The sequence below is a fragment of the Aeromicrobium choanae genome, from assembly GCF_900167475.1.
In the GTDB taxonomy this organism is placed as follows: Bacteria; Actinomycetota; Actinomycetes; order Propionibacteriales; family Nocardioidaceae; genus Aeromicrobium; species Aeromicrobium choanae.
The window spans coordinates 2985731-2998336 of record NZ_LT796768.1; the positions used below are offsets into that span (position 1 = coordinate 2985731).

The 12606-nt window shown below is 71.7% G+C and carries 11 protein-coding genes; 2 read left to right on the forward strand and 9 right to left on the reverse strand.

The genetic code is table 11. The annotated features are described in order from the left end of the window. Window positions 1–110: 110 nt before the first annotated feature. Entirely contained in the window at window positions 111–2690 is a 2580-nt protein-coding gene (locus B5D60_RS14415) for a DEAD/DEAH box helicase (RefSeq protein WP_078700799.1), read from the reverse strand. A gap of 75 nt (window positions 2691–2765) precedes the next feature. Here B5D60_RS14415 and B5D60_RS14420 point away from each other — a divergent pair, with 75 nt between their 5' ends. Then, window positions 2766–3608, forward strand: a complete 843-nt coding sequence (locus B5D60_RS14420; protein ID WP_078700800.1) for a dioxygenase family protein — start codon at window positions 2766–2768, stop codon at window positions 3606–3608. On the opposite strand, the gene B5D60_RS14425 is transcribed toward B5D60_RS14420, so the two are convergent. The 3 genes from B5D60_RS14425 to B5D60_RS14435 all read right to left on the reverse strand — a co-directional run bounded on the left by B5D60_RS14425 (window position 3595) and on the right by B5D60_RS14435 (window position 6690). Continuing rightward, entirely contained in the window at window positions 3595–4611 is a 1017-nt protein-coding gene (locus tag B5D60_RS14425) for a serine hydrolase domain-containing protein (protein WP_172806378.1), read from the reverse strand. The genes B5D60_RS14420 and B5D60_RS14425 overlap by 14 nt on opposite strands. Window positions 4612–4769: 158 nt before the next feature. Then, window positions 4770–6275: an acetyl-CoA hydrolase/transferase family protein gene (locus B5D60_RS14430; protein WP_078700802.1), complete on the reverse strand. Its 1506-nt coding sequence runs from the start codon at window positions 6273–6275 to the stop codon at window positions 4770–4772. 13 nt (window positions 6276–6288) lie between these two features. Further along, window positions 6289–6690: a thioredoxin family protein gene (locus B5D60_RS14435; protein WP_078700803.1), complete on the reverse strand. Its 402-nt coding sequence runs from the start codon at window positions 6688–6690 to the stop codon at window positions 6289–6291. 95 nt (window positions 6691–6785) lie between these two features. Between B5D60_RS14435 and B5D60_RS14440 the strand changes: the two genes are divergently transcribed. Further along, a complete protein-coding gene (locus B5D60_RS14440; protein WP_078700804.1) occupies window positions 6786–7910 on the forward strand; it encodes a PQQ-dependent sugar dehydrogenase in 1125 nt (374 codons plus the stop codon). A 269-nt stretch (window positions 7911–8179) separates the two neighbouring features. Here B5D60_RS14440 and cspE read toward each other — a convergent pair whose 3' ends face one another. The 5 genes from cspE to B5D60_RS14465 form a co-directional block, all read right to left on the reverse strand. Then, entirely contained in the window at window positions 8180–8383 is a 204-nt protein-coding gene (gene cspE, locus B5D60_RS14445; RefSeq protein ID WP_078700805.1) for a transcription antiterminator/RNA stability regulator CspE, read from the reverse strand. Between the two features lie 360 nt (window positions 8384–8743). Next, window positions 8744–10036, reverse strand: coding sequence for an MFS transporter (locus B5D60_RS14450; protein ID WP_078700806.1), 1293 nt, complete (start codon window positions 10034–10036; stop codon window positions 8744–8746). Then, window positions 10023–10448 carry a MarR family winged helix-turn-helix transcriptional regulator gene (locus B5D60_RS14455; protein WP_078700807.1) on the reverse strand — a complete coding sequence of 142 codons (426 nt, stop codon included), beginning with the start codon at window positions 10446–10448 and terminating at the stop codon, window positions 10023–10025. The genes B5D60_RS14450 and B5D60_RS14455 overlap by 14 nt, the downstream gene beginning before the upstream one ends. Before the next feature lie 33 nt (window positions 10449–10481). After that, window positions 10482–11282, reverse strand: coding sequence for an exodeoxyribonuclease III (locus B5D60_RS14460; protein ID WP_078700808.1), 801 nt, complete (start codon window positions 11280–11282; stop codon window positions 10482–10484). Window positions 11283–11333: 51 nt separating this feature from the next. Further along, window positions 11334–12590 (reverse strand): geranylgeranyl reductase family protein, encoded by a 1257-nt coding sequence (locus B5D60_RS14465; protein ID WP_078700809.1) that lies wholly within the window; start codon window positions 12588–12590, stop codon window positions 11334–11336. Window positions 12591–12606: the final 16 nt, after the last annotated feature.

Here is a 12606-nt window from a genome sequence, read left to right on the forward strand (position 1 = left end):
GCCTGATCTCGATACACCGTCTCGCTGCGCTCGCCGGCACTCGATCGCCGAGTCGGAACCCGGTGATCGAGTAGCTGGCGAGCGCAGCGAGCCGCGTATCGAGATCGCGCTCAGTGGCGCAGCTGCACCAGGACCTCGAGCTCGGCGTCCGTGAGCTCGGTCAGGGCGGCCTCGCCGGCATTGACGACGGCGTCGGCCAGGGCGCGCTTGGCGCTGATCAGCTCGGCGATCGACTCCTCGATCGTGCCCTCGGCCACGAGGCGGTGCACCTGCACGTTCTTCGTCTGGCCGATGCGGTGCGCCCGGTCGGTGGCCTGGTCCTCGACGGCGGGGTTCCACCAGCGGTCGTAGTGGACCACGTGGTCGGCCCGGGTCAGGTTCAGGCCGGTGCCCGCGGCCTTCAGCGACAGGACGAAGACGTCGGTCTCGCCTTCCTGGAACGCGTTCACCATCTGCTCGCGGCGTGACACGGGCGTGCCGCCGTGCAGGAAGTCGTGCCGGACCTTGCGCTCGCCCAGCCGGCGGGCGAGCAGGCGCCCCATCTGCGCGTACTGCGTGAACACGAGCGCGGCGCCGCCCTCGTCGACGATCTCCTCGACCAGCTCGTCGAACGTCTCGAGCTTGCCCGAGCGGCCGGTCAGGCGCGCCTCCGGCTCGTGCAGGAACTGCGCCGGGTGGTTGCAGATCTGCTTGAGCTGCGTCAGCAGCTTCACGACCAGGCCGCGACGGCGGATGCCGGTGGAGTCGGCGATCTCCGACATCGTGCGCTGGACGACCGCCTCGTAGAGGCCGACCTGCTCGCGGGACAGCGGCACGCGGTGGTCGGTCTCGATCTTCGGCGGCAGCTCCGGCGCGATGCCGGGATCGGTCTTGCGGCGGCGCAGCACGAAGGGGCGGATGAGCTGCGAGAGCCCGGCCGCGCGCTCGGTGTCGTGATCGCGCTCGATCTGTCGCGACCACTCGCGCCGGAACTGCTCGCGCGTGCCGAGCAGACCCGGCGTGGTCCAGTCGAGCAGCGCCCACAGCTCGCCGAGGTGGTTCTCCACGGGGGTGCCCGTCAGTGCCATGCGGGCCTCGGAGTCGATCCGGCGCAGCGCCTGCGCGGCGCCGCTGCCGGGGTTCTTCACGTGCTGGGCCTCGTCGGCGACCACGAGGTTCCACCGGTGGCGGCGCAGCTCCTCGACGCTGGAGCGCATCGTCGCGTAGGTCGTCACGACGAAGCCGGACTTGGCGTCGGCGAGGCTGCGGCGCGGGCCGTGGTAGCGGTAGACGGGCACGCCCGGTGCGAAGCGGGCGATCTCGCGCTCCCACGTGGCCAGGACGGAGGCGGGGCAGACGACGAGGGTGGGCTCGGGGGAGTCCAGGTGCAGGTGCAGCGCGATCAGCATGAGCGTCTTGCCCAGGCCCATGTCGTCGGCCAGGATCCCGCCCAGCCCGAGGTCGACCAGCTGGCTCATCCAGCGCAGGCCGCGCAGCTGGTACTCGCGCAGCTGGCCGTCGAGCGAGTCGGGCTGGGCGGCCGGGGTGATGTCCACGTCCTGCTCGGCCAGCCGGCGCCGGACGTCCTCGAGCCAGCCCACGGTGTCGACCTCGGTCTCGAGGCCGTCGATCTCGAGGCTGCCGGTGACCGCGGCGCGCAGGGCCTCGCCGGGATCGAGGGTGCGGCCGTGCCCGGCCAGCACGCGGGCCACCTGCTGCTGGTCGACCATGACCCAGCGGTCGCGCAGGTGCAGCATGCCGGACTGCGACTCCGCGAGCTGCTCGACCTCGGCGCGGCTGAGGTGCTCGCCACCGACCGACACGCTCCAGTCGAAGCGGAACAGCTGGTCGGAGGTGAAGGCCCGGGGCCGGTCGTGGTCGCGCTCGAGGCGCGGCTCCTCGCGGTCGACGCGGCTGACGACGCCGGTGGCGCGCACGTCGTGGCGCAGGCCCTCGGGCCAGTCGATCTCGATGCGGTTCGCCAGCGCGGCCACCTGGGGACGGCCCTGGCCGAGCTCACCCAGTTCTTCGGGAGTCACCCGGACCCGGCCCTCGCGGGCGAGCTGCGCGGCGGGCGGCCAGCTGACGGCGAGGCGCTCGAGCATCGCGACGAGCGCCGGTCGCGCCGCGGGACCGAGGTGGTGGTCGTCGCGGGTCAGCACGGTCGGGGCGGGGACCGAGGCGCGGTTCATCGCCTGCGGGCGGACGTGGAGCTCGAGGTCGGCCATCGCGTCGGCCTGCTCGGAGAGCGTGACGTCGAGCCGGTAGGAGAAGCTGGTCGGCCGCTCGATCGTGGGCCGCGGCTGCTCGGTCTCGCGCCGCCGCTGGGGCGTGGTGGCCACGGCAGGCGCGCCGGCGACGAGGGCCGCCAGGAACGCGCGGATCGACGCCTGCCCCTCGGCGGGCGTGGGGCCGACGGCGCGGCCCGCGTCGAGCATCTGCTGCATCTCGGAGGATCCGGGGGAGGCGAGCGTGCCGGTGGCCATGAGGCGCAGGGCGATGATCGAGGGCGTGGCCCAGGCACGCACGCTCGGGTCGGCGGTGAGGGCTCGGATCCCGCCACTCAGGGGGCCGACGGCCTCGTTGGCGGTGGCCTCCACGGGGCCTCGGGGCGTGTCGAAGACGAAGGTCGAACGCGTCGGGTCGTCGGGGTCCTGGACGAACCTGACCGGGTGCCGCAGTGCGATCTGCAACTCGGTCGGCGTGGCCATCCCTCCATTCTCGCGCACCCCTTCAAATGACGATCCATGTGGTATAGTTGAATCATCAACTAACAGGAGTCGACGATGAACCTGCGTCCCGAGACGGTCCCCACGCACGCGCTCTCCGACCTCACGAACCGCCTCGTGCCCAGCCCGCGCATGCCGGTGCTGTTCGTCGGCCACGGCAACCCGATGAACGCCCTCGCCGACAACTCCTTCACCCGCGAGTGGGAGCGCGTGGGCGCCGGACTGCCCTCCGCGCAGGCCATCGTCGTGATCAGCGCGCACTGGCTCACTCCCGGCGGAACGCACATCACCGACGCTCCCCGCAACCCGATCATCTACGACTTCGGCGGCTTCCCCGACGAGCTCTACCGGGTGCAGTACGAGACCCACGGGGACGAGCGGGTCGCCCGCATCCTGGCCGAGCACCTGGTCGAGTACGAGGCGCGCCTCGACAGCCAGTGGGGCCTCGACCACGGCACCTGGAGCGTGCTGAAGTTCCTCGCGCCCGCTCCGCAGGTGCCGGTGCTGCAGATCAGCATCGACTACTCGATGCCCCTGCCGCGGCTGTACGAGTTGTTCGGCCGCCTGCGCGACCTGCGCCGCCGCGGGGTCGTCTTCATCGGCAGCGGCAACATCGTGCACGCGCTGAACCGCGTCCGCTGGGGCGGCGGCCCGGCGTGGGACTGGGCGCAGGAGTTCGACGCCCAGACCGCCGACGCGCTGGCGACGCGCGACGTGGCCAAGCTCGTGGACCCGTACCGCACATGGTCGGCCGCACGGATCGCCGTGCCGACCGACGACCACTACCGCCCGATGGTGGCGGCGCTGGGCCTGCTCGAGCCCGACGAGGAGATCGGCTTCTTCAACACCGAGATCGACATGGGCTCGGTTGGCATGCGCTCGTTCATCACGGCTGCGTGACGTCCCAGCCGGCGAGCACGGCGGCGGTGAAGCCGTCGAACGTGAGGTCGTCGGGTCCCGCGGGCTTCGGCCCGAGGCGTACCGCGACCACGTCCTGCGACGGCACCACCGCGAGCAGCTGGTTGCCCCACCCGAGCGCCCAGAAGGCGTCGGTGGGCACCGAGGGTGCCAGCCGGCCCCGGAACGGCTCGCGGTCGACGTCGAAGCCGGCCGCCCGCCGCACCTCGACGACGCGGCCCTCGGCGTTGTTCCACCACAGCAGGCCGTAGGCGGCGTTGCCCTCGGCCGAGGTCGTGACCAGCATGGACACCGCCTCGGCCGACAGGATGCGGCGCCCCTCGAACTCCCCGCCGTCACGCATCATCACGCCGAGCCGGGCCAGGTCGGCGCACGACGAGACGATCCCGGCGTAGGTCGTCAGCCGGCCCGCGCCGTCGCGGTTCCAGCTGGTGTCGGCCAGTCCCAGGGGCTCGAACAGCCGATCGCGCGCGAACGCCTCCGCGTCGCCGACGGCCGACTCCAGCACGGCCGACAGCACCTGACTGGCGAGGTTGTCGTAGCGCCATGCGGTGCCCGGCGGGTCCTGCTGGCCCACGGCCAGGGCGGCGGCGGTCTGATCGCTCGCGCCGATCATCGCCCGGTCGAGCGCCTCGGACCACTCGCGTCCCGAGGTCATCGACATGAGGTGCCGCACCGTGACGTCGCGCGACTCGTCGGGCCACTCGGGCACGAGGCGGGCGACCGGGTCGTCGAGCTCGAGTGCGCCGTCGGCCGCGGCGACCGCGAGGAGCACGCCCACCACGGACTTCGTGATCGAGTAGACGCGCCGCGTCGCGTGCCGCGAGCCGGCGGGGTGCTCGTGGACGACCTCGTCGCCACGCAGCACGAGCGTGCACGTGGAGGCGCTGGAGTCGACCAGTCGGTCGAGCTCACCGAAGTCGGGCGGGGGAGCGGGACTCGGGCTCGGCGACGCGGAGACGGTGGGCAGGGATGCCTCGGACAAGTCGGTCCTTCCGGGAGAGGGGGACGTGCAGGCGCCGAGTGACAGCGCACCGATCAGCAGGCCGATCCACCCAGCCACCCGACCCACTTTTGGAACGGGATCAACGCCGGATCGCTGGATGGAGGTGCATCGCGTTCCAAAAGTGGAGAGGGGGCGGGTCACATCCGGCCCGTGTCCAGGTAGCGCTGGTGCCACGAGAGGGCTTCGCCGAGCAGGTGCGGGGTGTGCCGGGCGTCGGGCCGTGCCGCGAGGGCGCGCTCGAGGTAGTCGCGCAGCTGCGGACGGAAGTCCGGGTGGGCGCAGTGGGCGATGATCCGCTCGGCGCGGGCCCGCGGTGACAGGCCGCGCAGGTCGGCGAGCCCGTGCTCGGTGACGATGACGTGCACGTCGTGCTCGGTGTGGTCGACGTGGCTGACCATGGGCACGATCGTGGAGATCGCACCGCCCTTGGCCGTCGAGGGCGTGAGGAAGAAGTTCAGGTAGGCGTTGCGCGCGAAGTCGCCGCTGCCGCCGATGCCGTTCATGACCGCGCTGCCCATGACGTGGGTGGAGTTCACGTTGCCGTAGATGTCGGCCTCGATCATGCCGTTCATGGCGATCACGCCGAGCCGTCGGATGACCTCCGGGTGGTTGGAGATCTCCTCGCTGCGCATGAGGATCCGGCCCTTGTAGCCGTCGATCCCGGCGTGGAACCGCTCCATCCCCTCGCGGGACAGGCCGAACGAGGCCGTCGACGCCGCCCGCAGGGTGCCCGAGTCGAGCAGCGTGAGCATGCCGTCCTGCAGCACCTCGGTGTACGCCACGAGGTTCGTGAACTCGCTGTCGTCGAGCCCTTGCAGCACCGCGTTCGCGACGTTGCCCACGCCCGACTGCAACGGCAGCAGCTCGGGAGGCATCCGGCCGGCGCCCACCTCGCCGCGCAGGAACTCCAGGGCGTGGCCGGCGATCGCGCGCGAGACGTCGTCGGGCGCGGAGAACGCGGCGCCGGCGTCGGGCTCACGGGTCTCGACCACGGCGACGACCTTCGCCGGGTCGACCTTCAGGTACGGCTCGCCGATCCGCTGCATCGGCTCGGTGAGCGTGAGCGGGCGGCGGTGGGGCGGCAGCGCGGTGCCGCCGTAGATGTCGTGGAAGCCCTCGAGCTCGCGGGGCTGCCAGTGGTTGACCTCGAGGATCACCTTGTCGGCCTGGTCGAGCCAGGTCTTGTTGTTGCCCACCGAGCTGCCCGGGACGAGGAGGCCGTCGGGCAGGATCGCGGTCACCTCGATGACGGCGACGTCGAGCGGGCCGTAGAAGCCGAACCACATCTGCTGGGCCGAGTGGCTCAGGTGGGCGTCGACGTAGTCGACCTCGCCGGCGTTGATCTGGCGCCGCAGCAGCGGGTCGGAGTTGTAGGGCAGCCGCTTGGAGATGGCGTGCGCCTCGGCCAGGACGCCGTCGGCCTGTGGAGCGGTGGAGGCACCGGTCCACAGGCCGATCCGGAAGTCCTCGCCGGCGTCGTGCGCGGCGCGGGCGCGGGCGGCGAGAGCAGGAGGCACGGCCTTGGGATAGCCCGCGCCGGTGAACCCGCTCATCCCGACGTTGTCGCCGGGACGGATGAACCGGACCGCCTCCTCGGCGGTCATGATCCGCTCAGACACCACCGGGCACGTCACACGACTCATGGCCCCGAGTGTCTCAGTTCTGCGAGGCCTCCGGAACCTCGGGCGCCTGGGCCTGGGCCTCCTGGGCGTCGATCTCGCGGCGGACCTGCTCCATGTCGAGGTCGCGGACCTGACCGATGATCTGGTCGAGGGCCTCGGCCGGCAGCGCGCCGGGCTGGGCGTACAGCAGCACGCCGTCGCGGAACGCCATCAGCGTGGGGATCGAGGTGATCTGGACCGCGGCGGAGAGCTCCTGCTCGGCCTCGGTGTCGATCTTGGCGAACGTGATGTCGGGGTGGCGCTCACTGGCGGCCTCGTAGACCGGGGCGAACTGCATGCACGGCCCGCACCAGCCGGCCCACCAGTCCACCAGGGTGATGCCCTCACCGGTGACGGTGTCCTGGAACGTGTCGGCAGTCAGGTTGATCGTGGTCATGATGGCCTTTCGTCGGGTACTGCTTCTTCAACGTCCATCTCCACTGTGACATTCCGTTGGTTGGGCAGGTCCGCTGCTTGCGGCATGATCGGGTCATGGATCGCCGGAGCGTCATCGTCGGGGGAGCGGCCCTGGGCGCCGCCTGGCTGGCCGGCTGCAGCGGCGACGACCCGAAGCTCCGTCCCAGCGCCTCGACCGCGACGACCACGGCGTCCGAGCCGCCGCCCACCACCGCGAGCACCCCTCCGGCGCCGACGCCGATCGACCCGCGGATCGACGGCACGATCGCGTCGGGCCTCAACGTCCCGTGGGCGATCGTGTTCCTCGCCGACGGATCGGCCCTGGTGACCCAGCGCGACGACGCCTCGATCGTGCGGGTCACCGCCGACGGTGACGTGTCCAAGGTGGGCGACGTCCCCGGCGTGGCCCCCGGCGGCGAGGGCGGCCTGCAGGGGCTGGCCGTGGCGCCCGACGAGTCGGCGCTCTACGCCTACCTCACGGGACCCGACGACAACCGCGTGGTGCGCCTCGAGTTCGACGGCGACCGCATCGGCGGCGCCGAGCCGATCCTCACCGGCCTCGCGAAGGCGTTCAACCACCAGGGCGGGGCGCTGACGTTCGACCGCCGCGGCCGGCTCTTCGTCGCGGTCGGCGACGCGGCGAACACCGCCACCCCGCAGGACCGCTCCTCGCTGAACGGCAAGATCCTGCGCATCGACACCCAGGGCCGCCCGGTCGACGGGAACCCGTTCGGCAACGAGGTGTGGTCGTACGGGCACCGCAACGTCGAGGGGCTGGCGTGGGACGCGTCCGGGCGCCTGTGGGCCAGCGAGTTCGGCGATCGCAGCCAGGACGAGCTCAACCGGATCGTCAAGGGCGGCAACTACGGCTGGCCGCTGGTGGAGGGGGACAGCGACGACGAGCGCTTCGTCCGCCCGAAGGTCACGTGGCCGACGGCGGACGCGTCGCCCGCCGGGCTGGCGATCAGCGGTGACCGTGCCTTCGTGGCGGCGCTGCGCGGGGAGCGGCTGTGGCAGGTCCCGCTCGAGGGCACCTCCGCCGGGGAGCCGCGCGCGTTCTTCACCCGCGAGCTCGGGCGACTGCGCGCCGTGGCGGCCGCGCCCGACGGCTCCCTGTGGCTGGGCACCTCCAACACCGACGGCCGGGGCCGGCCCGGCCGCGCCGACGACCGGATCGTGCGTGTTGCGATATCCGGCTGAGATTTCACTGGCGTTTCGGGCCCACGGTGGTTATCGTCATCGGTGGGGGACGACTCGGCACGCCGACGTCAATGGGGAATGCAGCGCCTCTGGGTCTACGACCCGCGCGGCTGCCCGGATCGTCCTTCGTCACCTCTCGTGACCACTTCGGAACCACGAGCAGGTGAGGCGGTTCGCCGCCCTGTGAGTCCGGCTCCCTCCCGGCACTGACAGCAAGAACCCCACCACCTCTCGGTGGTGGGGTTCTTGGCGTTCGGGTCCGGGTGGACTCAGAGCGGCCGGATGTTCGCGGCCTGGAGGCCCTTCTGGCCCTGCTCCACGTCGAACTCGACCTTCTGGTTCTCGTTCAGCGAGCGGTAGCCGCCCGACTGGATTGCCGAGTAGTGCGCGAACACGTCCTCGCCGCCGTCGTCGGGGGCGATGAATCCGAAGCCCTTGTCAGCGTTGAACCACTTGACGGTACCGGTGGCCATGGTCTTTCTCCTCTTGATCCTTCTGGCGATGGTCGGACGCGCTCTTCACGCCCGACGGTCGCGACGCACATCCAACCGCGAGAGGAACCACGCCCCGGAGGGAACCGCATCCTTTTGCTGTCCAACGTCGTGCAACTTCCACCACCCTACGACACCCGGACGGGCGGTGGCAGGCTCCGGAGACGACGCGATGCGGTGAATGTCCGATGAACGCGCCGGGTCACTACACCGGTCGGACTGACTACGCCGTATAGTCAGGAAGAACCACCTCGCAGGGGGTGGTGCCCGCGGCGACGCCGGGGGCCGAGCGGGGGGCGTGCATCCGGGGGGACGGCGCGTCCCCCGCACCTGTGTGCGGGGTCAGCGGCGCTGCGTCGCGGCCTCGAGGTCGTCCAGCGCGCCCGGGGCGCCACCGAACTCGTCGGCGATCTCGTCCCCGATCCGCCCGGGGTCGCGGTCCTCGCTCCCCGTCTCGTCCAGGCCGGCGTCGGCCCGCTCCAGGGCGCGGTGGTTCAGCGTCAGCACGCCGATCGCGGCCAGTGCGGTGATCGAGGCCAGCGCGAACGGGACGTGCAGGTTGAAGTGCTCCACCAGCTTGCCGGCCGCGAAGGGCGCGAGTCCGCCGCCGATGAACCGCACGAAGCCGTAGGCCGCGGAGGCGACCGGTCGCTCGACCGGCGAGATGACCATGACGGCCTGCGTGGTGAGCGTGTTGTTGATGCCGATGAAGATGCCCGACGTGATCACGGCGACGACCAGCACGGTGCGGTTCTCCGGGGAGACCGCGATGCAGGCCAGCACGACCGCGAAGCCGAACAGGGCGCCGTACAGGGAGCGGGCGGTGCCGAACGCGGCCTGCAGGCGCGGGGCGCCGATGACCGAGAAGATCGCGACGAGCAGGCCCCAGCCGAAGAAGACCCAGCCGAGCTGCAGGGCGCCGAGCTCCATGGGGAAGGGGGCATACCCGAGCATCGTGAAGAACGACCAGTTGTACAGCAGCGCGGTCATGCTCATGAGGAAGAGCCCGCGGTGGCGCAGGGCGCGCAGGGGAGCGGTCAGCGACGTGGGATGCTCCGGCAGCGGCGCCGACGGCAGCAGCAGTGCCGTGGCGACCAGGGCGATCGACATCAGGGCGGCGACCCCGTAGAACGGGCCGCGCCAGCTGATCTCGCCGAGCACACCACCGAGCAGGGGGCCAGCGGCGATGCCCAGGCCCAGGGCCGCCTCGTAGAGGATGATGGCGCCGGCGAAGCCGCCGCGGGCGCTCGAGACGATCGCCGCGAGGCTCGTCGCGATGAACAGGGCGTTGCCCAGGCCCCAGCCGGCACGGAAGGCGACGATGCCGCCGATGCTCGTGGCGGAGCCGGCCAGCGCGGCGAAGACCACGATGATGGCCAGCCCGACGATGAGGGTCCGCTTCGCGCCGATGCGGCTGGAGACCCAGCCGGTCACCAGCATCATCACGGCCGTGACGACCAGGTAGCTGGTGAACAGCAGGGTCACCTGGCTGGGCGTGGCGTCCAGCTCGCTGGCGAGGGCCGGCAGGATCGGGTCGACGAGGCCGATGCCCATGAACGAGATGACGCACGCGAAGGCGACGGCGTAGACCGCCTTCGGCTGGCGGAACAGGTGCGGGGTGTCAGCGTGACTCATGCGACTCCGTGAAGTGGGTGAGGGCGGGCAGGGCGGCGACGATCGCGGCGCGGTCGTCGGGGGAGAGGCGCTCGAAGGTCGAGCCGATCAGCTCGTCCAGCAGGACGCGTCGCTCGTGCAGCACGGCCGAGCCGTGCGCGGTGATGGAGATCAGGCTCGCGCGCGCATCGGCCGGGTCGGCCGACCGCGAGACCAGGTCCTGCGCCTCGAGCCGCTGGACGAGGTTCGTGATCGCCGGCTGCGAGACGGCCTCGCGCTCGGCGAGCGCGGTGATCCGCTGGGGTCCTTCGGCTTCCAGGGCGTGCAGGGTGCCGGCCGCGGCACGACTGATCTCGCGGCGCGGCATGCGTCGCACGATCGCGTTCGCGAGCTCGCGCAGCCCTGCAGCGACCTCGAGGGGTGAAGTTTCCATAACCTCGTTATATCACGGGGTTATGTACTTCGGTCAGCCGAGGTCGTAGTCGATCGTCAGCGGTGCGTGGTCGGACCAGCGCTCGCCCCAGCTGGCGGCGCGATCGACCGTGGCCACGCGAGCGGACTGCGCCAGCTCGGGCGTCGCGATCTGGTAGTCGATCCGCCAGCCCGTGTCGTTGTCGAAGGCCTGGCCGCGCATCGACCACCACGTGTACGGGCCGTCGACGGGCCCCGCCAGGTGGCGGTGCACGTCGTACCAGCCGAGGTCGCCGAAGAACTGGTCGAAGTAGGCGCGCTCCTCGGGCAGGAACCCGGCCTTCTTCACGTTGCCCTTCCAGTTGCGGATGTCGAGCTCGGTGTGGCCGACGTTGAGGTCGCCCGTGATCAGCGCGTGCCCGTCCATGCCGCCGAGCTCGGCCATGCGCTTGGTCATCTGGTCGAGGAAGCGGAACTTCTCCTCCTGACGCGGCGTTCCGGCCTCGCCGGAGTGCACGTAGACGCTGACCACGGTGAGGACGGAGCCGTCGGCGAGCGTGAGGTCGGACTCGATCCAGCGGCCGGTGTCGTCGAAGAACGCGTCGCCGTTGCCGATGCGGTGGCTGGTGGGCTCGAGGCGGCTGATCACCGCGACGCCCGCGCGCCCCTTGGCGGCGGCCTCGGTGTGGACCACGTGGTAGCCGGTGCCCTCGAGGATCTCGTGCACGATCGCGTCGGGTGCCCGGACCTCCTGCAGCGTGATGATGTCGGCGTCGCGGCTCTCGAGCCACTCCTTCATCCCCTTGCGCCACGCGGCGCGGATGCCATTGACGTTGACGGTCGAGATCCTCAGCACCCTGCGAGGCTACCGGCCGCCACCCACCACTTTCGGAGCGGGAGGGAGGGGTCAGGCGGAGAACGGCGGGCGCTCGTCGAGGCGGATGGAGCGGCGCCCCGCCCACCGCCAGACCCGGGCCGTGAGGTCGCGGTCCTCGTCGGTGACGAGGTTGCCCATCACGCGCAGCGCGATCGTCATGAGGGTGTGCGAGCGCATCCCGATCGGGCCGGCCGCGGGCAGCAGGTGGGGCACGGTGATCAGCCCGGCCAGGCGGCGCGCGATCGAGAAGGCGGGGCCGTAGTGGGCGGTCAGCATCGCGGGCCAGGCCGCCTCGGGGGAGTCGCCCGTGGCCAGCAGCTCGGCGCCGATGCGACCCGTCTCGAGGCCGTAGTCGATGCCCTCGCCGTTGAGCGGGTTCACGCAGCCCGCCGCGTCACCGATCACGATCCAGTTGGGCCCCGACACCCCCGAGACGGCACCGCCCATCGGCAGCAGGGCCGAGGTGGGCAGGTCGAGGTCGGCGCCGAGGTCCCAGTCCTCGCGGCGCAGGGTGGCGTAGTACTCCATCAGCGGGCGGATCTGGATCTTCGCGGGTCGCTTCGCGGTGGCCAGCGCGCCCACGCCGAGGTTCACGCGGCCGTCGCCGAGCGGGAAGATCCACCCGTAGCCGGGCAGCAGCTCGCCCCCAGAACCGTTGAGATTGGCGCCACGCAGTTCGAGGTGCGAGGAGATCCACGGGTCGTCGCTGCGGCCGGACTTCACGTAGCTGCGGCCGGCGACGCCGTAGGCGGTCTCGCGGTGCCACTCTCGCCCGAGCACCCGGCCGAGGGGTGAGCGGACGCCGTCGGCGACGACGAGGCGCCGGCACGCGATCGTGTGGCGACCCTGCGCCGTGTCGAAGACGACGCCGGTGACCGAGCCGTCGGCCGCCCGCTCGACGTCCACCGCGCGGGCACCGTCGACGCCGGTCACTCCCGCGTCCAGCGCGCGGAGGCGGATGCGGTCGTCGAGCTCGGTGCGCGGGACGGCCGAGCCGTGGTCGGGCAGCGAGCCGCCGGGCCACGGCAGCAGCAGCTCCTGGCCGAAGCCGGCGGCGCGCAGGCCGCGGTTCACGGTGTGGCCGCGGACCCAGTCGCCGAGGTCGAGCCGGTCGAGCTCGGCGATGGCGCGCGGGGTCAGTCCGTCGCCGCAGGTCTTGTCGCGCGGGAAGGTGGCGGCGTCCGCCAGGACCGTGTCCATGCCGAGCCGCGAGGTCCACGCCGCGGCGGAGGAGCCGGCAGGCCCGGCGCCGACGACGAGGACGTCGGTGGTGGTCGGCAGGCTCATGTGACGATTCTCCCAC